Annotated in this window: 20 protein-coding genes; 5 read left to right on the forward strand and 15 right to left on the reverse strand. The window is 59.2% G+C overall.

Features of this window, described 5'->3' with window-relative positions; genetic code table 11:
- Window positions 1-123 (reverse strand): helix-turn-helix domain-containing protein (locus QMC91_RS06040; protein ID WP_300236855.1); only part of this gene is annotated, 123 nt, incomplete at its 3' end.
- A 227-nt stretch (window positions 124-350) separates the two neighbouring features.
- On the opposite strand from QMC91_RS06040, the gene QMC91_RS06045 reads away from it, so the two are divergent.
- The 5 genes from QMC91_RS06045 to cbiQ are packed head-to-tail and all read left to right on the forward strand — an operon-like array spanning window position 351 to window position 4230.
- Window positions 351-1520 carry an NAD(P)/FAD-dependent oxidoreductase gene (locus QMC91_RS06045; protein WP_300236857.1) on the forward strand — a complete coding sequence of 390 codons (1170 nt, stop codon included), beginning with the start codon at window positions 351-353 and terminating at the stop codon, window positions 1518-1520.
- A gap of 45 nt (window positions 1521-1565) precedes the next feature.
- Window positions 1566-2204 carry a cobalt transporter CbiM gene (cbiM, locus tag QMC91_RS06050; RefSeq protein WP_300236770.1) on the forward strand — a complete coding sequence of 213 codons (639 nt, stop codon included), beginning with the start codon at window positions 1566-1568 and terminating at the stop codon, window positions 2202-2204.
- Window positions 2204-2554 (forward strand): PDGLE domain-containing protein, encoded by a 351-nt coding sequence (locus tag QMC91_RS06055; protein WP_300236772.1) that lies wholly within the window; start codon window positions 2204-2206, stop codon window positions 2552-2554. The genes cbiM and QMC91_RS06055 overlap by 1 nt, the downstream gene beginning before the upstream one ends.
- A gap of 30 nt (window positions 2555-2584) precedes the next feature.
- Window positions 2585-3418, forward strand: a complete 834-nt coding sequence (locus QMC91_RS06060; RefSeq protein ID WP_300236774.1) for an ATP-binding cassette domain-containing protein — start codon at window positions 2585-2587, stop codon at window positions 3416-3418.
- Window positions 3415-4230 (forward strand): cobalt ECF transporter T component CbiQ, encoded by an 816-nt coding sequence (gene cbiQ / locus QMC91_RS06065; RefSeq protein ID WP_300236776.1) that lies wholly within the window; start codon window positions 3415-3417, stop codon window positions 4228-4230. The genes QMC91_RS06060 and cbiQ overlap by 4 nt, the downstream gene beginning before the upstream one ends.
- 324 nt (window positions 4231-4554) lie before the next feature.
- Here cbiQ and QMC91_RS06070 read toward each other — a convergent pair whose 3' ends face one another.
- The 14 genes from QMC91_RS06070 to QMC91_RS06135 form a co-directional block, all read right to left on the reverse strand.
- Window positions 4555-6396, reverse strand: a complete 1842-nt coding sequence (locus tag QMC91_RS06070) for a threonine--tRNA ligase (protein ID WP_300236778.1) — start codon at window positions 6394-6396, stop codon at window positions 4555-4557.
- 125 nt (window positions 6397-6521) lie between these two features.
- Window positions 6522-7079 carry a dCTP deaminase gene (gene dcd, locus QMC91_RS06075; RefSeq protein ID WP_300236779.1) on the reverse strand — a complete coding sequence of 186 codons (558 nt, stop codon included), beginning with the start codon at window positions 7077-7079 and terminating at the stop codon, window positions 6522-6524.
- 22 nt (window positions 7080-7101) lie between these two features.
- A complete protein-coding gene (locus QMC91_RS06080) occupies window positions 7102-7800 on the reverse strand; it encodes an RNA methyltransferase (RefSeq protein ID WP_300236780.1) in 699 nt (232 codons plus the stop codon).
- Between the two features lie 9 nt (window positions 7801-7809).
- A complete protein-coding gene (locus tag QMC91_RS06085) occupies window positions 7810-8505 on the reverse strand; it encodes a phosphoglycerol geranylgeranyltransferase (protein WP_300236782.1) in 696 nt (231 codons plus the stop codon).
- 6 nt (window positions 8506-8511) lie between these two features.
- On the reverse strand, window positions 8512-11307 hold the full coding sequence (locus QMC91_RS06090; protein WP_300236784.1) for a DNA topoisomerase I: 2796 nt from the start codon (window positions 11305-11307) through the stop codon (window positions 8512-8514).
- 6 nt (window positions 11308-11313) lie between these two features.
- Complete coding sequence (gatB, locus tag QMC91_RS06095) at window positions 11314-12729, reverse strand: Asp-tRNA(Asn)/Glu-tRNA(Gln) amidotransferase subunit GatB (protein ID WP_300236785.1); 1416 nt, start codon at window positions 12727-12729, stop codon at window positions 11314-11316.
- Window positions 12726-14030, reverse strand: a complete 1305-nt coding sequence (gene gatA / locus QMC91_RS06100) for an Asp-tRNA(Asn)/Glu-tRNA(Gln) amidotransferase subunit GatA (protein WP_300236787.1) — start codon at window positions 14028-14030, stop codon at window positions 12726-12728. Before gatA ends, gatB begins: the two co-directional genes overlap by 4 nt.
- Window positions 14031-14300: an Asp-tRNA(Asn)/Glu-tRNA(Gln) amidotransferase subunit GatC gene (gene gatC / locus QMC91_RS06105; protein WP_300236789.1), complete on the reverse strand. Its 270-nt coding sequence runs from the start codon at window positions 14298-14300 to the stop codon at window positions 14031-14033. It lies immediately after the preceding gene.
- Window positions 14290-15288, reverse strand: coding sequence for an asparagine synthase C-terminal domain-containing protein (locus QMC91_RS06110; RefSeq protein ID WP_300236791.1), 999 nt, complete (start codon window positions 15286-15288; stop codon window positions 14290-14292). Before QMC91_RS06110 ends, gatC begins: the two co-directional genes overlap by 11 nt.
- Before the next feature lie 752 nt (window positions 15289-16040).
- Window positions 16041-17138, reverse strand: a complete 1098-nt coding sequence (gene fbp, locus QMC91_RS06115) for a fructose-1,6-bisphosphate aldolase/phosphatase (RefSeq protein WP_300236793.1) — start codon at window positions 17136-17138, stop codon at window positions 16041-16043.
- 143 nt (window positions 17139-17281) lie between these two features.
- Window positions 17282-17620: an Hsp20/alpha crystallin family protein gene (locus tag QMC91_RS06120; protein ID WP_300236795.1), complete on the reverse strand. Its 339-nt coding sequence runs from the start codon at window positions 17618-17620 to the stop codon at window positions 17282-17284.
- Between the two features lie 102 nt (window positions 17621-17722).
- On the reverse strand, window positions 17723-20155 hold the full coding sequence (locus QMC91_RS06125) for a CDC48 family AAA ATPase (protein WP_300236797.1): 2433 nt from the start codon (window positions 20153-20155) through the stop codon (window positions 17723-17725).
- A 65-nt stretch (window positions 20156-20220) separates the two neighbouring features.
- Complete coding sequence (locus tag QMC91_RS06130; protein WP_300236799.1) at window positions 20221-20796, reverse strand: 5-formyltetrahydrofolate cyclo-ligase; 576 nt, start codon at window positions 20794-20796, stop codon at window positions 20221-20223.
- A 473-nt stretch (window positions 20797-21269) separates the two neighbouring features.
- Window positions 21270-21686, reverse strand: a complete 417-nt coding sequence (locus QMC91_RS06135) for a carboxymuconolactone decarboxylase family protein (RefSeq protein WP_300236800.1) — start codon at window positions 21684-21686, stop codon at window positions 21270-21272.
- Between the last annotated feature and the right edge of the window lie 16 nt (window positions 21687-21702).

Genomic DNA, 21702 nt, shown 5'->3' on the forward strand with positions numbered 1-21702 from the left:
GTATGCCCGGATCTTCTGCTCCAGAGAATGGTTATACACAAACCGACAGGCATGGATGTGCTTCATAAGGAGCGTAACCTGCTCTCTCGATGGATACATCCGATACTTGTAGGCTTGAAGCATGTAAGGATTGCTTGTTTGTTCTTATAATAATATATAGTCCCTGGTAATTGTGCGACGAGGGGCGGCTCTGCTTTTATCCCCACCCTAAAGGGTGGGGTCTTCCCGCTCCGCCACCTTCACCCCCCCAAGATAAATTTGAAAACTATACAGAGACATTTCATTACAGTGACCCCTTATCTCTCTGAAGAGTGACCCCGGGGCGCGTACCTTGTTCGGGGCGTGATAACCTGACGTGGGATGTTATCGTTGTGGGTGCAGGGCCTGCGGGGAGCGCTGCAGCGCGGGCCTGCGCGGAGGAAGGGCTCTCAACGCTCTGTATCGAGGAGCACGGGACGATCGGCCACCCGGTGCAGTGTGCCGGGCTCCTCTCGACCTCTGCGTTTGCGGAGTGCGGTGTATCAAGACGCCCGATCTTAAACGAGGTGAGCGGCGCCCGCATCCTCTCCGGCCTCGGCGGGGAGATATCCTTCGATGCGGGTGTCACAAAGGCCTATGTCGTTGACCGTGGTCTCCTCGACCGCGAGATGGCAGAGAGGGCGGCAGACGCCGGGGCGGAGTTCCGGTTGAAGACCAGCGCAACCGGTATACAGGGCACCACTCTCCAGACCCGGGGCGTCTGCGGGCACGAGGAGTTCTCGTTCCGTCTCCTGATCGCCGCCGACGGACCACGGAGTTCTATCGCCCGCATGCTCGGGTTCCAGCGCCCGGCGGTCTACCTTGCCGGGATACAGGCTGAAGTCCTCTGTTCCACCGACCCGCGTTACGTGGAGTTGCACCCAAACGCCTCGCCCGACTTCTTCGGCTGGGCGATACCGGTCTCGTCGACCCGGGCCAGGGTCGGCCTCTGCGCGAGGGAGCACGCAAAAGAATCCTTCGACCGTTTCATCGCCGGATACGGGGGGAGCATGCTCCACCTCGTGACAGGGGTCATCCCCCTCGGGGTCATGCCGCAGACCTGCGGTCATCGGACGTTTGTAGTCGGGGATGCGGCCGGGTTTGCAAAACCCACCTCCGGCGGTGGGGTCTACACCGGCGTCCGCTCGGCAAAACACGCGGCCACCGTCGCAGCGGCGTGCTGCTCCGGGGGGACGTTTGATAACGCGCATCTCCAGGATTATGAACGCCGGTGGAAGGAGGATTTCGGGAGAGAACTCGATATCGGGATGAAAGCGCTCAGGATGCGCCAGCGGATGACGCCCGAAGAGATCGACCGTCTCTGCCGGACTCTCAACAGCCCGGAGATCATAAGGACGATCGTGGAGCATGGTGACATCGACCGGCCGGCCACTCTGCTTCGCAAACTTCTCGTGAAACCAGCGGTGGCCAGGGCTATGGGGATACTTTTCGCATCGGAAGTACGCCGGATTATTACCGGTTTAAATAACAATATTGTTTAGTAATACATTTATACTAAAAAGTGCTACAATCGGGTGAGATGTGTTATGCATATCCCTGATGCGTTCATCCCTATCGGGCAGGCCCTGGTTTACTGGGTAATAGCCCTGGTATTTGTTGCTCTCGCTCTCCGCTGGGCGAGGCGGTCGATGGGAGAGGAGAAGATACCCCTGGTTGCCGTGCTTGCCGCCGGCATCTTTGCCATCCAGGCGTTGAACATCCCCATTCCCGGCGGGACGAGCGGGCATATGGTCGGTGCAACGCTTGCAGCGATCGTCCTCGGCTCGCCGTATGCGGGTGTCTTCGTTCTGACGCTGGTACTCCTGGTGCAGGGCGTCATCTTCGGCGACGGCGGTATCACCGTGATGGGTGCAAATATCATAAACATGGGCGTGATCGGCGGGTTCATCGGTTACTATGGTTACACCGCCGTCAGGAGGCTGATCGAGAACCCGTATGCCGCAGCGTTTATCGCAGGCTGGGCGTCGCTCTTTCTCTCTGCAATCCTATGTGCGGTTGAACTTGCAGTCGCCGGCACGTTTCCCCTTGTCGCCGGGCTTACCATGATGGGTATTTACCACGCCATCATCGGTCTCATCGAGGGAGGCATCACCGCGATAGCCCTGTACCTGATAGCCTCGGCACGACCGGACATCCTCGAACATCCGCTGGGGGTGGGTGCATAATGGAGACGAAACGGTTTGTCATCATCGGCATCGCGGTTGCCATCCTGATCGCAATCGCCGCACCCTTCCTCGCATCGAGCAACCCCGATGGGCTTGAGAGCGCGTTCTTCAGCATCTACGGTGCGAAGTCATTCATGGGCAGCGACCTTGACGAAGAGACTGCCGCCGCTGCAGAAGAAGAGGCGGTTGCGGTGACTGGAAACGACTTCTCCCACGAACCCCTGATACCTGATTACAGCATACCCGGTCTGGATAAGGCGGGGGAGGTGCTTGCTATCGTGGTCGGGACGCTGCTCATGCTGGGACTTGCATTCGCCGTTGCAAAGGTCTCCACCAGGTCAGGCAGTTAGATACCTGAAAACCTCCAACCATTTACTGTTATGCACCTGATCGAGACCCGCGAACTCACACACGTCTACCGCGGCAACGTCCGCGCCCTGGAGGGCGTGAACTTTGTTGCAGAGCGAAAGGCACGAATCGCTGTTATCGGGCCGAACGGTGCCGGAAAGAGCACGCTCTTCAAGCACTTTAACGGCATCCTTAAACCCACCTCCGGCGAGGTGCTGGTCAGGGGAGAGCCCATAACAAAGGAGAACCTCCGTGAGGTGCGTAAGTTCGTCGGGATCGTCTTTCAGAACCCGGACGACCAGATCATCTCCCCCACCGTTGAGCAGGATATAGCCTTCGGCCCGATCAACCTGGGTCTCGATGATGAGACGGTCGCCCACCGTGTCGAGGAGGCTCTGCGTCTCCTCGGGATCGAAGACCTCCGGGAGCGTGCGCCACATCACCTATCCGGCGGCGAGAAGAAACGGGTCGCCATCGCCGGTATCCTGGCGATGGAGCCACAGGTCCTGGTGCTCGATGAACCGACCGCGGGACTTGATCCGCAGGGTGTCGCTGACCTGGTGACGTTCATAAACCGGTTGCCCGAGGATTACGGCATGACGGTGATCTTCTCGACCCACCATCTCGACCTGGTGGCAGAGATGGCAGACTTCATCTATGTGATGGACGGTGGGAAGATCATGGGTTCAGGAACAGTCGAGGAGGTCTTTGCCCAACCGGAACTCCTCACCCGGGCAAAACTCGATGTGCCGCCCATCCCGAGGTTGATCCGGTCGCTGCAGGAGAACGGTGTGGAGATCGAGATGGCCTACACCTACAGGGGTGCCGAGAAGGTTTTCCTTGACGCCTATACGAGAGGAAGATGATCGACGACCTGTACTCCATCGAGAAGTCCGCCTACGGCACAAGCATAATCCACCGACTGGATGCAAGGATAAAACTCCTGCTGACTCTTGTTGCCATCGTGGCCATTGTGGCGCTACCATACTCTACAAAGGTCTACACTCTCGGCGCCGCCTTCTTTGTTCTTTTTCTCATTCTCTGGGCGGCATCGCGTCTCTCACCGCTGGTCTACTTCCGGAGGCTTGTGTTTATCCTGCCGTTCGGGATATTTCTGGTGGGGTTCCAGGCCTTTGTGAAGAACCCTTATTACGAGACCTTTCATACGGTTGCAACCCTGCCCTTCGGGCTCGAGGTCTACGCGGAGTCGCTGGAGTTCGCCTCGATACTCCTTGTGAAGTTCATCGTCAGCATATCGTTCATAATCCTGCTCTCCTCGACAACGAAGATGCAGGAGATGATCGAGGCGGCCGGGAGGTTGGGTCTGCCTCTGGAGTTCACACTCACCCTGGGGATGATGGTCCGCTACATCTTTGTATTTGCCGAGATGTTCGGGAGGATAAGGACGGCGATGTCAACCAGGTGTTTCGATCCCCTTGACCGCCGCCTCCCCTACCGCTACAGACTGCACCAGGTCGGCTACACAGTGGGGACGATCTTCATCAGGTCATATGAGCAGGGGGAGCGCACCTACACGAGCATGCTTTGCCGGGGCTACGGCGGAAAGTCCGGTCTTTATATACGCAAGAAGCCCCTCAATACCGGGGAGATGGTCTTTGCAGCCACAACACTTGGTTTCATTGTGCTATCAACAATACTGGTCTACCTGCATCCATAGGACGCCGTGGCCCGGTCTCTGGCAGGATTGCACCCTGAAAACCGTGCCCGGGGGGATAAAGGTGGTCGGCGGGGAGAAACAGGATCTCGATGATGGGGTTGTTGTGTTGACAGCAGGAGATACCTTCCCGGACAGTGTGTCGATGGAGAATCGCCCCTGTCTCCTGTCTTGATGTGTTACCGGGACACTCTATTTTCGGGCAGGGAGTTGACCACCCCCGCCTCCCGGCGCCTCCTCCCGCCCCCTCAAGGGGGCGGGCAGTGTGTGGAGATAGCAGGGATGGTCGTGCATATCTTCTCCAGAGTCTCCCCGGTGTTTCTGGTTTTAAATAAACCGTGGCTTCCTCGAGAGGTAGCCCGGCGTGTAGAGGGGGCGGAACGGTTTCCCGTCGCTTTCCATTCTCACCGCCTGGATGAGTTCGCTCTCGGTCATCGTCTCCCGGTATGGTATTTTCTTCTCCGAGAGTCTCCTGATGGTGACCGTGAGCCTGCCGGTCTCGGCCTCCAGGTCGCCGATCATCACGACGTAGGGCACCCAGTCCATCCCGGCCTCACGGACCTTCCTGTTCACACTCTCGTCCCGGTCATCGATGTCCACCCGGATGGCTGCTGCCCTCAACCTGGCGGCTATATCCTCGGCAAAAGAGACGTGCCGTTCCGCCACCGGCACCAGTCGCACCTGGGTCGGCGCAAGCCAGGTCGGGAACGAGGGCACCTCCTGAGTTGCGGTGTTCTCAAGCATAGCGCAGATCACCCGCTCGATCGAACCCGTCGGCGAGCAGTGGAGGATGGGGGGATGGATCTCCTGCCCCTCGGGGGTGTAGTAACTGATATCGAACCGCCCGGCGCTCTCGACATCGATCTGGACGGTCGGGTTCTCGATCGGCCTGCCCTGTGCATCGATCGCCGCAAGGTCCACCTTCGCGATCCAGTAATGACTCCGCTCCGAGAGAACCTCGATCAGCATCGGCACCCCGGAGTCTGCAACGATCTTCTTCACCCATGGTTCATACTGCTCAAAGAAGTCGCGGGTGCATCTGAAGACACCGACAAGCGGCGTCTCGAGGTCGCGGCCACTCTTCCAGCCCATACTCAGCTGTTCCTCAAACACCGCAAGCGCACCCTCCATGTCCCGGCAGAGCGTGTGCATATCGGGCATCGTGAATGCACGGAGACGTTTTAACCCGATAACCTCCCCCTTCTGCTCGTGGCGGAACGAGTAAGTCGAGAGCTCGTAGAGTTTCATCGGCAGCGTGTTTGGCGAGATGTGCATATCGTTCATGATGGAGAACATCCCGAAACAGGCCGCAAAACGGAGCATCATATCACGGTTGCCGCTCTTGAACCGGTACTGCCGCTCCCCGAACTTGGCAGCGTGCTCCGCAATAGCCCTATCAGCCAGGTCGTACATCACCGGCGTCTCCACCGGCATTGCACCGTAATCGAGCACCTGAGACAGGACATAATCGGCCAGGAGGTCGCGGATCAACTTGCCCCTGGGCATCCATCGGAGGTGGCCTACGTCCGAACGCGGTTCATAGTCCACAAGCTCCTTCGCCCGCATCAGGTCAACGTGGGCCGGTTCGACTCCCTCCTTCCCGGGGTGGCCAAGTTCCTTCTGGACAAGAGATGCAAACGGCGTATTTCCCGCCGCATATTCGTTGGCGTCCCGGCGCTCGCCCTCGGGTGTGATGACGAAGAACTCATGCTCGATCTCCTTCTTCGCGGCGGTCGAAGCCCCCTCCCCCGGGGTGATCGTCCTTGAGAGTTCAGAGAGCGGGTGACCCTTACAGGAGAGGGTGAACGCCTTGTACCAGCCAAAAGGCGCCCGTTTCACAACAAAACCGTCCTCCTGTTCCCGGAGCGCCCCTTCAATACCCCGGAGAACGCTCACCGCCACCTCCGGTGGCGCCAGGTCGGATGAGAGATGGGCATAGGGGTAGATCATGATATTGCTCGTGCCGAGTTGCCTGGCGGTATTGACGATCTCCTCGACCGCCTGCCTGACGACATCATCAATATTCTCCTCGTCAAGAGACTCTACCGCGCAGAAGACAGCAAGCGCCTCATCGAGTGCGTCCTTTGGGACGGCATCCTCTTCGGCGACCTTCGTCTTCTTCCTTGCCTCATACTCGATATGATCAGAGTGGATCAGAAGAAGTCGCATTGGTATCCCCAGTTGAATTGTTCAATGTCTGTTTTCCTGCTATATAGTGCATAACGCTCGCTGTCGGGGTCGCGCCGACCCCTCTGCCCGACCTTCCCGTGGTTTGCCGGATCCCCTGCGCCTGATCAGGTGCGGCGCGCGTTCTCATGGTAACGGGAGAGCGTTGCCTGCCGCTGGTTCATGTACTTTGCATCCTTCTTCATGTTGTATGGGCGCGCGGCACGGTCGGTGTGGTAGAAGACCAGCTGCCCGATCGCCATCCCGGCATATACCCGCACCGGCCTGGAGTTCACGTTACACATCTCGAGCGTGATCGTTCCCCGGAACCCTGCATCGATCCAGCCTCCCGTCTGGTGGAGTTCGACCCCCAGGCGTGCGATGCTGCTCTTCCCCTCAATGCTTGCCACGATATCGTCGGGGAGTTCGATCGACTCCAGTGTCTCGCCAAGCAGGAACTGGCCCGGTGCAAGTACGATAGAGTCGGCCACGGTCTCCTCCGTCCCCGCACATACGCTCTCCTTCTCAAAAGGATCGATCACCATACCCCCGGGAACGTACCAGACAAAGTGCGACCCGAGCCTGATATCCAGCGAGTTTGGCTGAATCAGGTCGGGATCGTAAGGTTCGACCTTTATGTGCCCCCGCCTGATCCGATCCTCTATCTGCCAGTCAACAAGAATCATTCTATCATATCTCTCATGCAGACTATTCCTTGTTTTCGAGATGCCACTCCGCCCGCCGCATCAACCCGTGCAGCGTGCTCACCTCGCGGGTGGTAAGTTTCGTCCGGCCGAGCACCCGCCGGATGAGTGTGAGCGTGTTATCCCGCTTGAAATCCGGATGCTCGATCAGGTCGAGAAACGCGTCTATATGACGGTAGAGCGACTCCATCTCGATTGGCCCGGCCAGGGGGTATGTCCCGCGCGGCAGGCTGGCAAGTTCGTAGCAGAGGATGCCAACAGCGTGGGAGAGGTTAAGGATGGGGTAGACCTCCGAGGTTGGAATGGTGCAGATCAGGTTAGCGCGCTCGAGTTCGGCGTTCGAGAGTCCCCAGTTCTCCCGTCCAAAGAGGATCGCGACCGACCCGTCGATATCAGCGATGATCTCTCTGACCTCTGCCGGAGTGTAGTAGGGCATCCGCGTCGGGGTGCAGACCGATTTGCTCACCTCACCCGTCGTTGCAACAACAAAATCGAACTCCCGGTAGACCTCGTCGATCGTCATCCGGCGGGCGGAATCAAGGACGTCGCGGGCGTGGGATGCGCGCATTATGGCATCGTCGCCAAGAGCGCAGGGGTTGACCAGCACCAGGCGGTCGAACCCGAAGTTCTTCATCACCCTTGCGGTAAACCCTACGTTCCCATCGTAGAGGGGTTCGACCAGGACTATAGAGATCTCTGGCATACTCTCCTTTCAGTGCACCGCCCGGACGGTCGCCCGGAGCACCTCGATCCCTTCCTCGTAGACCGCGTTTCCTACAACGATAGTGTCGGCATAGCGACCCATCTCCGCAGCCTGTTCAGCCGAACGTATCCCTCCCCCGTAGTAGAGGAGGGCGTCCTGGACCGCTCCGGCTGCCGCCTGCACGACCCGCGGGTCGCCGTATCTCCCGCTGTACTCGATATAAACAATCGGAAACCTGAAGTAACGGTCAGCCACCTCTGCAAACGCCGCCACCTCTCTCGCAGAGAGGTTGCAGTCCGCACCCGTCACCCGACCGACCGCCGAGTCCGGGTTGAGGACTATGTAGGCCTCGGGCACAACCATCTCCCAGTTTATGCCGTTGCCGCTGTTGAGAAGCCAGGTGTAGTGTTTCCCGACGATCCAGCGGACTTCGTTTGTGTTCAGCACGCTCGGCACAAAGAGGTGGTCGACCCCGCCATCGAATATGGCGCAGTCGGGGCTCGCCGGTTCGACCACCACCGGCAACCCGTAGGGGGAGACCTGGTCCAGGAGTTCAAGGAGGTTCTCTCGTGTCACGTTCAGCGTGCCCGAGAGCATCAGGGCATCTGTGCCGCTTGTTGCGATCTCTTCGACGGCTCCCGCAGGGAGGCGTTTATCGGGGTCCAGTTTTGTTACGTGGGTCCACGTCTTCCAGTTGGCGTGCATTCTATCTCACTTCAGGTGACTGATGTAGTCATGGATCCTGGCCTTCGGGATGCCGGTGATGGAGGAGACCTCCTCCGGGTCAGCCTCACGAAGTGTTTCGGCATCGTAAACCCCCGCAAGGTACAGTCGCTGAAGGGTCGCCTCGCCCAGTCCCGGGATCTCCAGGAGTTCTTTTCGCCCGCGTTCGATCACCTGTCTGCTGACCTTTGGGGGTGTGGGGCGACCGAGATACCTGCAGACCAGATCCACATGTTTATGTACGGTTTCCGGGTTAATGCCGGTTTTGGCCGCGAGGTAGGGGATGGGAAGGTAACAGAGACCCTCGGGACTGCTGATGCCCGCCTCAAGGTACTTCTTCAGGCTGACCGCAGGAACCCCCGCTTCCCTCAAGGCGCGTTCACTGGAGATCCGGCGCGCCTCCTCGAGCAACTCGTTTGCAGCGGTCTCGGGGATGCCCGCTTTCTTGAGCGTTGCAACTTCGGCAAGAGAGAGTGCCTGGAGGTCGCCGATCCCCTCTTCGAGCAGGTTCCTGAAGATCTTTGCGTGGCTCCGCCCCTTTCTCGGCGGGACTATCTTCCTGACGAGTTTCCTGAGTTCCGATCTCCGGCGAAGGATCTCAAGCGCGTCTTCGGCCTCCCTTACAAGCCCTCCTGCCTCTTCGATATCGGTACCCACCGCCTCTGCGAGTTCTTCTGGCGAGATGCCCGCGATATCGGATACGGTGTATATGTGCTTTTCATGCAACCGCTGCAGCAGGTCGTCGGTCATCGAGGGCATGAGATGAAGCGCCTCTATGTTCGAGGAGATATGACTGCAGAGCGGGCAACCCATGTCCCAGGGACGGGCGCCTTTCTTGATCAGGCGGATGTGAGCGAGGTTGTGCTTCTCACAGGTCTTATCCGTCCTGATAGCCCTGCCCCAGGCTGTTCCCGGCAGGCTGATGTTGAACCGGCATTCAGGGTAGCCGCTGCATCCGATAAACTGGGAACCCCCGCTATGCCGGATCCGGAGATCCTGGCCGCAGACAGGGCAGGGGCCGACGGTATGCTCTTCAGCGGTCTGCTCCATGATCTCCTCTCCGATCTCCGACTCGTGGGCTTCGAGGTTGTCAAAGACCCGGTGCAGCATCTGGCGCGACTCGGTGATGACGTCGTCACGGGAGCGCCGGTTCTGTTTTATGAGCTGCATGTGCTCCTCAAGTGTCCGGGTCATCTCGGGTTCGGTGATCGTCGCGGCGTGGTTGTCGAGCGCGTCTATGACCGCCCTGCCAACAAGCGTCGGCCGGAGGGGGTTCCCCTCCACATACCGCCGTGAGATCAGTTTCCCGATCACCTCGTGCCGGGTGCTCTTTGTGCCGAGTCCAAGTTCCTCCATCACCTGGATGAGCCGGCTCTGGGAGTAGCGTGCGGGGGGTTGTGTCTCTTTCTCCTCGAGTTTCAGATCCTTAATCGGCAGTTTCTCGCCCTGCCTGAGCCCGGGGAGGATGGTCTCTTTCGCCTCTGAGTAGGGGTAGACCCGGCGCCACCCCGCGTCGATGAGTCGACCGCCCGTGGCACGGTAGGTCTCGCCGGAGGCATCGAAGGTGTACTGGGTGGTCGCCCATTTCGCGTCGGGGGAGAGGGTTGCCAGGAACCGGCGCACAACCAGTTCGTAGACCTTCCACCGCTCCTCCCCGAGAACCTCACGGGTCGCTGCTGCGGTGGGGTGGATGGGGGGATGGTCGGTACTCTCCTTCTTGCCGCGGGTCGGCGTGGAACGCCGGTTCCGCTGTACCCAGACGACATCTTTATCAAAGACCCCTCCCTTCAGGGTCTCGAGGATACCGTTCAGGGAGAGCGACCCCGGGTAGACGGTGTTGTCTGTCCGGGGGTAGGAGATGTAACCATTCATGTAGAGGTCTTCGGCGATCCGCATCGCGTTTGCCGCCGAGAACCCGAGTCTGGCTGCCGAGACTATGAAGGTCGTGGTATCGAACGGTGTCGGGGCACGGTCGATCTTCTGGCCCTCTTTCACCTCCGTGACAACAAGCGGCTCTTTCGTCCTCTCCTTTGCGGCGAGGGCGGCGTTGTAATCGGTGAACCGGCCGGCAGTATGTCGGGCCTCAAAGGTTGTTCCGTCTTTCTCTGTTGTGAGCGAGAGCTGCCAGTACTTCTGGGGGACAAAGTTCTCGATCTCACGTTCCCGGTCGACGATCATGGCAAGCGTCGGGCTCTGGACGCGGCCGACGGACAGGATGTCCCGGCCACCCCGGCGTGCCGCAAGGCTGAGGAACCGGGTCAGCGCCGCCCCCCACATCAGGTCTACCGTCTGGCGGGCCTCGCCGGCAGCCGCCAGGTCAAAATCAAGTTCAACAGGATTTTCAAAGGCCGCTCTTATCTCTGCTGGAGTTATCGCCGAGAACCGGGCACGGTTGATCCTGACACCGGGGTTCACTGCACGCACAAGTTCGTAGGCCTCTTTGCCTATGAGTTCCCCCTCGGTATCGAAATCGGTGGCGATGGTGACGAGATCGGCCTTCTTTGCAAGTTTCTGAATGAGGTTGACTATCTTCTTCTCGGTCGGTTTCTTGACTATTCCGGCATCGATGAGGGTGCGGGGGGTGTGGGTTGTGCTGCGCCAGTTTGTGTAACCGGGCTCGAAGTCCACCTCAACCACGTGTCCTTTGAGGCCTACAACCGTCCTGTCGTCGAAGGAGTAGGTGAAGACATTCCCGTCTTTTGTAGTCTTCACCTTCTCCTCACCTGCAAGGATCTGTGCGATCCGTTTTGCAGAGATGTTCTTCTCTGTGATGATCAGGTGCACTCTGGATCACACCTCGCCTCTATCGATGTACTCAGCCACGATGCGCCCGAGTTCCCGTGGATCCGCCCGACCACGGGTCTCTTTCATCACCTGACCAACGAGGAAGTTCAGTGCGCCTTTCTTCCCCGCCCGGTAGTCGGCGACCGCCTGCGGGTTTGCGGCGATCACGTCACGAACGATCTCTGCAAACTCTTCGCTCTCGCCCCTGACCAGCCCCTCACGTTTTACTATCATGGCGGGAGGTTCACACGGTCTTCCAGCGGCGCAGGTGTCAAGCATCTCCCGCAACACCTGGACGGCGACGGTCTCGGTGATCGTACCGGACCTGATGAGTGCCAGGAGTTCAACGAATCGGTTGGCAGGAAAGTCTGTGATCCGCATCCCCCGGTAGTTGAGTTCTCCAAGCAGCGTGTCGGCCACCCAGGTTGCGGCGAGAAACGGATCGACGTAGGCAACTTCTTCGTAGAAATCGGCAAGTCTGGGGTCGCCGGTCAGCGTCCTGGCGTGGTTTAGCGAGATCCCGTACTGGGCCATGAACCTTTCTTTCCGGGCGGTGGGCAGTTCGGGGAGATCGATCCCGGCGACCATCCCGGCGACCCTTAGCGGTCGGAGATCGGGTTCGGTGAAGTAGCGGTAGTCCTGTTCCTCCTCCTTGCTGCGGGCTGATGTGGTGATCCCCCGCGCTTCCATGAAGTGCCGGGTCTCCCGGGTAACGCTCTGGCCGCGCCGGAGCAGGTTCTTCTGCCGGGTCACCTCGAAGGTGAGTGCCTTCTCAACCCCCCTGTAGGATGAGATGTTCTTGACCTCGACCCTTTCAGAGCCCTCGATCGAGATGTTTGCATCGACGCGGAGCGCTCCCTCACGGTCGCCGTCAAAGACCTCGAGGTACTCCAGGATCGATCGGAGCCTGTTGAGGAACCGGCGCGCTTCCTGCGGAGACCTCAGATCCGGTTCGGTGACTATCTCGAGCAGCGGGATGCCGGAACGGTTGTAGTCGACGAGCGAGTAACTTGACCCGCCGGCGACGTGGATGAGCCTCCCGGGGTCCTCTTCAAGGTGTATACGGGTGATCCGGACGATCTTTTCATGACCCTCGTCGTCCTCGATCTCGACAGTTCCCGCGACCGCGAGCGGTCTGTCGTACTGGGTGATCTGGTAACCCTTCGGGAGGTCGGGGTAGAAGTAGTTCTTCCGGGCAAACTCCGACTCTTCCAGCACATTCATTTTGAGGGCTTTTGCCACCTTCAGGCCGTGCTCGACCGCTTTTCTGTTCAGTCTGGGGAGTGCACCTGGCAGACCGAGACAGATGGGGCAGCAGTGGGTGTTGGGTTCGTCGTTCTGGTAGTCGGTCGAGCAGCTGCAGAAGAGTTTTGTTGCGGTGGATAGCTGGACATGAACCTCAAGCCCGATGATCGTCTTCATCGCCCCACCCCCTGCTCGTAGGCATAGGCGGCATCGATGACCCGCTCGTCCTCGAACCGTCTTCCCATCAGCTGGAGACCCACCGGGAGACCGTCCACACTCCCGGCACACGGCACTGATATCGCCGGGATACCGGCAAGGTTTGCCGGCACCGTCAGGATGTCGGATAGGTAGAGTGAGAGCGGGTCGGTCTTCTCGCCCAGCCGGAATGCGACGGTCGGCATTGTAGGCCCGGCGATTATATCTGCGCTGCGGAACGCCCGCTCGAAGTCCTCCTTTATGTTCCGGCGCGCTATCTGTGCTTTTGCATAGTATCGGCCGGCGTAACCTGCGGAGAGGGCAAATGTGCCGAGCATGATCCGGCGCCTGACCTCGGCACCGAACTTCTCCTGCCGGATCTCCCTGTAGGCCTCGTGCCAGGGTTTTCTGGTATCGACCGCAGGGCCGTAGCGAAGCCCGTCGAACCTGGCCAGGTTTGAGGAGGCCTCGCCTGTGCAGATTACGTAGTAGGCCGCGAGCGCATACCGCATCCCGGGGATGCTGACCTGGACGGTTCTGGCGCCCATCTCTTCCAGGACGCTGATGGCGTCTCTGACCGTCTCTGCGACGCGCGCGTCCACACCCTCACCGAAGTACTCTTCGGGTACGCCGATCCGGAGCCCCTCGATATCAACTGAGGGTTGATGCTTGTAGGGCCGGTCGATCATCGTTGAGTCCCGGGGGTCGTATCGCGCGATCACGGATAGCAGTCTTGAGATCTCCTCCACATTCCGGGCCATCGGCCCTATCTGCTCGAGGGAGTTGGCGTAGGCGATAAGTCCGTAGCGTGAGACCCTGCCGTAGGTCGGTTTGAACCCCACGATCCCGCAGAAGGCTGCGGGGCACCGGATTGAACCGCCGGTATCGGTGCCAAGCGCCATCGGAACAAGCCCTGCGGCGACGGCGGCGGCGCTCCCACCGGACGAACCGCCGGGAACCCGTGAGGTGTCGATGGGGTTTGTCGTGGGGCCGAAAGCGCTCGTCTCGGTGGTTGTGCCCATGCCAAACTCGTCCATGTTGGTCTTGCCGACGATGGCGGCCCCTTCACGCCTGAGGAGTTCCACGACGTGGGCGTCATACGGCGGGACGTAGCCTTCAAGGATCCTCGACCCGCAGGTGGTCTCGATTCCCGCCGTCGAGATGTTGTCCTTGACCGCGATGGGGGTGCCGGCGAGCACTCCATCGGAGAACGGCGCCTCCTTACAGGTGGTGATAAAGGCGTTGTAGCGGTCATCCGGTGAGAATTCAAGGGTTCCCGCCACTCACATCACCCTGGGCGCCTTGATAAACCCGTTCTCTGTCGATCCTGCGTTCTCCAGCACTTTTTTCTGCGGGAGCGAGGGCCGGGGCTCGTCCTCCCGAAAGACGTTCACCGTCCCGCTCTCGGAGACGGTTTCGCCTTCCACGGTATCGAGAATCTCAAAATAGTCCAGAATCTCGTTAAACTGGCTCGTGAACTCGGAGATCTCCGCTTTTGAGATACCGATATCCGCAAGTTCTGCTATATGCTCTATCTCCCTCTCAGTGATCATGTTCCGCCCTGCTGATCTCAGTTAAGTACCGTTGCACCGATTTTTTATAACCATTGGCACGTGCGAGGGTTTCGATGGTCTTCCAGATCCCGCTTCCGTATTGCATCGCTTTCTTCTCCGTCCAGGCAATTTCGGCAGGAATGTGACGTTCTGCGATCAGGCGGAGGGGGTATTTTCTCACACCTCCGCGCACTCTTATCGATGCCGGGATGGGCAGCGCGGCGCGCACCACCCGGAGATCCTGGTATGGCATCGAGAAGTAAGCGCCGTGAAGCGCCGCAACCGCCTGATCCCGGGCCCGCTGGCGGGGGAGGTCTGCAAAGTCGCGCTCGAGTTCCGCCGCAAGGTCGGTGGAGGAGAGGTAGCGGGCGTAGCCGCCGAAGATCTCGTCTGCTCCCTGTCCGGCCAGGATCCGGGTATGCCCCTGCTCTTCTGCCGTTTCCGCGACGAAGTATAACGTTGTCGCGATCGAGGCGTCGACCGGGTTCGGAGGGCCGGGGATGGCCCGGACGACCCGGGACAGTGCGTCTGCGACCTCTTCCTTTCCAGGGGATATGACCGTGAGGTCGAGATCCAGCATCCTGGCGGCTTTTGTTGCACGCGCGAGGTCGTGTGAACCGGGAAGTCCCACCGTGACGCAGGGGAGGCGGGCGAGGTGGGCGATGAGAGCGGAATCGACGCCGCCGGAGAACGCAACCACGCCCTCGTCGCTCCGGAGTTTGACGGCGGTAACGATAGCCTCCTCCAGGCTACAGGGAGGGGGGTCGGGTTTTATCCGGCCTACCGGTCTCCCGCCGCAGCAGATGGTTCCCGGGGGGACGGGGCCGGGAATGATACCGGGGTCGTCCCTTGCGGTGCAGTCGTCCCACTCGACCAGGAACTCGCCGCCGCAGCGGGCAAGGTTCTCCGGGTTTGTGGCAAGCATCCGCTCCAGTTCGGCGGTGGTAATCCGCACTCCGTCGCGTTCGATCCAGCCCTTCAGTCTCATGCAACCCGTCTCCGGGTGGTTCGTGCTCTGTGGACTCTGCACCCGATGCCGCCCGGGAGATTCTGATCCTGTGGGGCGGGGTTTGAAATAATGGTTGCTGAGGTTCTCCACCGTTGGAGCGCGGTGTGGGGTGGAGAATTCACAGGGATGTGCTCCCTGTAGCAGCCTCCTCCAGATTTCGCCATTCGGCCACATTCTGAGTCTCTGTCTTCTGGTTAACGCCAGGTGTAATGGTCACCCCTACCAGAAGTACACTCACAACAGCGGTATTTTTACAATTATTCAGAAATAATAGCACGATTCTCGTAAATAGGCCGTTTAAACCCACTTTGCAGGACCCTGCCCCCGGGCGTTGCGACAGATCTTCTGCTCCCGGGGCACCACGGTTCAGTAACTCCACATAAAGCGAAGGTTCGCTTTCTCAACCCCGGGGCGGCGGGGGCAGAAACGGGATCTCGATGATTGGGTTGTTGTGTTGACCCAGCAGATATCTCCAGGGCAGTTTATCGATGGAGAATCGCTCCCCTCCCCTGTCTTGACGTGTTACCGGGACACTCTGTTTTCGGGCAGCGAGTTGACCACCCCCGCCGCCCGGCCGCTACCGCGGCCTCCTCCCGCCCCCTCGGGTGCGGGGGACAGTGATCGGTGACAGCCACTTGAAACCCGTGGGAAGAATTGAAAGAGGATTTCACCGGCAGAACACCGGGATCATTTCGGGTGAGATTTTCAAAAACCCGGGAAAAAGGAGAAAATTATTGTGGGATATCTTCCCAGCGGTCTTTAAACTCCTTCTCGACGCCGGGGAGCGTGGTATACTCCATCTCGCTCAGGGAGAGTCGGTGCGGTTCGAATGGTCCGTGAGCCCTGATCATGCTGGAGATCTCACAACACTGCTGGCGGACGCGGTCAAAAGCGGGGTCGTCGAACATATCTGCGGGCCCGATCAGCCTGCCGTTGGAGACCTGGAACCCGAGACAGATGACCCGCGGCGGTCCATCAAACGCTGTGCAGTTTGCATCGGGAACGCCCACCGGCATGAATGGGCCGTGGTGCGAGCCGCGCATCCACCCGGCCACAAGGATTGGCGTCCGGAATGGGTCGAGGACCTCTCCAACCGCCGGGAACCCGCTCTGCGCCCTCACGATCATGACCGGGTCGTCCTTGCCGACATATCGGCCGGCAATCAGGCTCAGCCGCTGGGTGCTGGTGGACGCCCCGATAACGCCGTTCTTCTTCCAGACATACTTGATAACGTAACGGCTCGGTGCTCCGATATAGGCGAGGAGGTTGTATGACTCCTCGGGTGTGCTGAACCTGATCCTCCTCTTCTCCATGACATCATGGACCTCGAATATGAACCCGTCGTGGAGCGACGGGTCGATGACGAGACCGGAGGTGTTGAACGGATCTGCAAAGATCTTGTAGAGGAAATAGTTCCAGGCTCCAGGCTCAGTCTTGTCGGCCATAAAGATCAGGACGGGATCGGATCCCCGCTCCTCGAACTCCATCTCGGCGACACCGGGTCCCATACCCTTGACGTTGCCGCTGAACGAGTCGCTGAGCAGGTCCTGACCGGCGCCGTAGAGTTTCATCTCTCTGGCGATCCCGGCACACTCCATAAATATGTCCCAGGCCAGTTTGTGGATCTCTTCGTCGTCCTCACCCCTGGTGTGGGTCATGATCAGCTCCAGGTCGTCACCGCAGTGGGTGACATAGGAGTCGATGATGAGGTTACCTTCTGCCTCCTTGAGTCGCCGGGTGGCTGTCTCCAGGATCTTCGGGTGGGTTCGGGAATGTCCCGGAAAACTGCCTACGTCTGCTTTAATCACGGATACGGTAGTCTTAACCATAATCTTCACCACTGGTTGAGCGGGCGGGCATGCCCGTATAAGTAGTTGATGGGGTATTCACTGTATATGTAGGTGTTGTTGTACTCAAAAATAGGTTGCTCGTGAGGCTCGACCCACGAGCCGTTCATAAAGGGTTGCCGGACTCAATCAATCCTGATCGGTCTCCCTCTGGAAAACCGGACCTCAAGGACCCCGTGCCTGTATCTGGACTCCATCGAGTCAGGATCCACCGGCGGCAACGCCAGCACGGTCACCCGGCTTCCGCCGGCGATGATCGTCAGGGTGCCGCTGATAAACCGTAACTGGATCTCTTCCTCCTCGAATCCCGGAAGGTCGATCGCCACTGTCAGGTCATCGTCGGTCCTGTAGATCTCAACTATCGGTTCCATGTCCATCCGTGGGGGTTCAGCATCCCCTGTATGCGGGATCATCCATCCTCTCTCTGTCTTCCCCGGCACCCTGAACCCGGTTCTTCTCTTCAATGAGGCGCCCCCTCATTACGCTGCCCGGTTTGAATTAGCCAGCACCTCCGTGAGATTCTATCAAGTCCGGTGGTTTGTGAGAGGGGGAGGTGGTAGTCCTCCTCAGAACGCCATGCCCGCCTGAGCCACAGGGTGTTCCAGCCTCTTCTTCAGATCCTCTGTGAGGCGCCTGATCTCAGCGAAGTCCTTCTTCCTTGCGTATACCGCATCTTTGAGGGCCTTTGTGAGATCCCTGACTTCCTGCTCGGTCTTCTCGGTCTCCTGCAGTCTGGCGCGGTTGATCATCGAGACGGCCTCCTCGAGCGCAGACCGCTGCTCCTGGTTGTAGAGTATCTGCCAGGATTGGCGCTCGTATTCCTCCAGACGGTCGAGATCGAGCGTGCCCTTCACACGGCTGAGGGCGTCTTCGAAGTGCTTCTTTGTGATCCTCACGTTGCCGATTGCCTGGCGCCGCTCCTCCTCGCTCTTGTTGCTCATTGCCGCGATGAACTCGCGCATCGCTGATAACTTCGCCTCGCGGACGAGTGCCTCGATATCAGCACCGACGTAACCCTCTGTCCTGTCGACCAGTTCGTCGATGTTGATGTCTTTTGCCAGCAGTTCTTTGTTCCGGAGGTAGACCTCGAAGATCTTCTTCCTGCCGTCTCTGTCGGGCGGCGGGACGTAGATGACCCTGTCAAGCCTGCCGGGGCGCAGCAGTGCCTCGTCCAGCATGTCCGGGCGGTTGGTGGCGCCGAGAACCATGACGTTCTTTAGTTCCTCAAGGCCGTCGAGCTCTGTCAGGATCTGGCTTACCACGCTCTCGGTCACATGGGATGACCCCATATACGTTCCCCGTTTCGGGACGAGGGCGTCGATCTCGTCGAAGAATATGATCGACGGTGCCGCCTGCCGCGCTTTCCGGAATATCTGGCGCACGCCGCGCTCTGATTCTCCGACCCATTTAGAGAGGAGTTCAGGGCCCTTGACGGATATGAAGTTGCACTCGCTCTCGTTTGCGACCGCTTTGGCAAGCAGGGTCTTGCCCGTGCCCGGGGGGCCAAAGAGCAGGATGCCACGCGGGGGCTTGGTATCCAGGGATGAGAAGACCTCCGGGTACTTGAGAGGCCATTCAACGGCTTCTGCAAGTTCCTGTTTTACGTCTTCGAGCCCTCCAACATCCTCCCACTTGACGTCCGGGACCTCAACGAGTACCTCACGCATCGCGCTTGGCTCAACGTGCTTGTGCGCCTCGATGAAGTCTTCGTTTGTCACGCGGAGCTGCTCGATGATCTCGGCCGGGATCTCTTCCTCGATCTTGATCTGGGGGATGACACGGCGGAGCGCATGCATTGCCGCCTCCTTGGCGAGCAGAGCGATATCGGCACCGACGAAACCGTGCGTCGTTCGGGCATACTCTTCAAGATCCACGTCATCGGCGAGCGGCATGCCACGTGTGTGGATCTGGAAGATCTGGAGTCTGCCCTTTGTGTCCGGGATGCCGATCTCGATCTCACGGTCGAACCGGCCGCCGCGCCTGAGTGCGGGGTCGATCAGGTCCGGCAGGTTGGTTGCGGCTATCACCACCACCTGTCCGCGGGCCTTCAGGCCGTCCATCAGCGCAAGGAGCTGGGCAACGATCCGGCGCTCGACTTCACCCTTCACCTCTTCACGCTTTGGCGCGATCGCATCGATCTCATCGATGAAGATGATCGACGGTGCGTTCTCCTGAGCCTCGTTGAAGACTTCACGCAGGCGTTCCTCGGACTCGCCGTAGTACTTGCTCATGATCTCGGGGCCAGAGAGCGTGATGAAGTGGGCGTCCACCTCGTTTGCAACCGCTTTTGCGATCAGCGTCTTGCCGGTGCCCGGTGGGCCGTAGAGAAGGACGCCTTTTGGGGGCTCGATCCCGAGACGCTCAAAGAGTTCCGGGTGACGCAGCGGGAGCTCGATCATCTCGCGGACGAGCTGCAGTTCGCGGTCAAGACCGCCGATGTCCTCATAGTGGACGTCGCCTACAATCTCACGACCGCGTTTTGATACCTTTTCGGGCTCGTAGGGGGTTTCCTTCAGTTCGATCTCGGTGCTATCGGTGACTATGGCAACGCCTTTCGGCGCCACTTTTGCTACCGCGAACGTGAGCGGGTTGCCCAGGATGTTGATCCGGATTAACTGGCCTTCCGTTACCGGACGACCACGCAGGATCCTGCCAAGGTACTGCTCGCCGCCAACAAGGCGTATGGGCTGCGTGGGCTGGATGACGACCTTCTTTGCGTATCCGGCCTCAATCTTTCTGATCCGGACCTTGTCATCGATACCGGCCCCGACGTTGCTACGGGTGCTGCCGTCGATCCGGAGGATCGCTCTCCCGGTATCCTGGGGAAAACCGGGCCAGACCAGTGTCGCTGCCTTCTGGCGCCCCTCGATCTCGATAACGTCGCCGCTGACGAGGTTGAGCGACTTCATGGCGTCAAGACTCAGCCTGGCGATCCCACGGCCTACATCCTCGTGAGCCGCTTCTTTGACGATTACTTCAATGGAATTATTATTGGTCATTTGAACAAACTCCTGTTTTACTTACTCACCATAGGTAAGCGTTATTAACTATATATATTTTTCCACTAACTACCCCTCTCCCCGGGCTGGATGATCGCCTCTTCTGTGATGATGTAATCCATCATTATATCGTTCTCGTCAGCGGGAATACTTTCCATCTGCTGACAGGAGAAAGCGATCCCGATCTTTTCCAGGTGAGGGTATCTCTGGAGGAAACGGTCGTAGTAGCCTGCACCGTAGCCGAGGCGGTTGCCATAAGAATCGAAGGCGAGCATCGGGACGACGATCGCCTGGACCTCCTCCGGCCGTACCGGGATCTCGTGACCGATCGGTTCAGGGACGTTGAATGTGCTCCTGACAAGGACACCGGGGTCGGGAAGGGCGGAGAGGCGGAGGCTGAGGGTCTCCCTCTCTATGATAGGAACGACTACGCGGACGCCACGAGTGTTTAAGGCCGCTATCAACCCCCGGGTCTCGACCTCAGGTGGTTTTGAGACGTATACCATGACGGTCGTGAATCCGTCGAGAAGATCCAGAAGATTGCGCTCGATCCTGGCACTGTATACAGCGATCTCTTCTGGCGAGAGGCGGGACCTGGCCTCCCGGGCCTTAAGACGAAGTTCCGCCTTTGTCAACCCCATTAAAGAAATATTTGGCTGAATCAGACCATAAAACATGCCATGTTGAGGGGAAAAACTGGCAGAATACTCTCCCTGCTGCCGGGGATAGTGATGTTCACCGAAGGACGTTTACCGGGAGACGCCTGGACATGGACGGAAGGAAGTTCCTCATCAACATGCCAGGGTGACTCCACATCGATACACTGCCCGGGAGGTGTCTCCCGGGGTCACCTTCTTTCTGCTCCCCGTGCACCGCCGCGTCGGCAGCCGGAAGGTGGGGTTGTTCAACTCCCAGCCCGGAAAATAGTGCCCGCTGACACGCCGCGTCAGGGGGTGATCCTCTATCGATACACTGCCAGGTAAGGAGTTCCGCCCTGAGACGGCCCACCCCCCCGAAACACCTTTGACCGGATTTCCTCACCCGCGATCTTCACCCGGAGAGATATCGCCGAAGGCCTGCCAGAGATGCTGGCAGCCAGCCTCCCCATACTCTCCTACTCTCGCCCGCCCCTCTCCTCGCCGCAGACATCCCTGAACTGGCGGAAGGTGGTGGCAAGGATGCCTGTCTTACCTATCATCCCGGCAATCAGGAGGACGTCCAGGATCTGCTCCGGAGAGGCTCCCTCCTTCAGCGCGGCCCCCATGTGAACCTTAAGGCAACTTTCCGCTCCTGCACCTGCTGCGGCCGCAACGGCGACCAGTTCCGCGGTCTTCGGATCGAGGGAAGCAGGTCGAGAGATCCTATAATCAGCAAGAGCGGAGAGCGCAAAGGCCTCAGGACGTTTGCGCAACACACTGAAGATGAACGGCACAACCCCGAGCATCTCACGAACATCCTCTGTAATCTCATCGCCAAGGTCATCGGCGTGAGCGAGGAAATCCTCTATAAGTTTTTCAGTTTCAGGTTTCATGAACTATCCTCCTGAG

The organism is Methanoculleus sp. (assembly GCF_030019085.1).
Lineage (GTDB): Archaea > Halobacteriota > Methanomicrobia > Methanomicrobiales > Methanoculleaceae > Methanoculleus.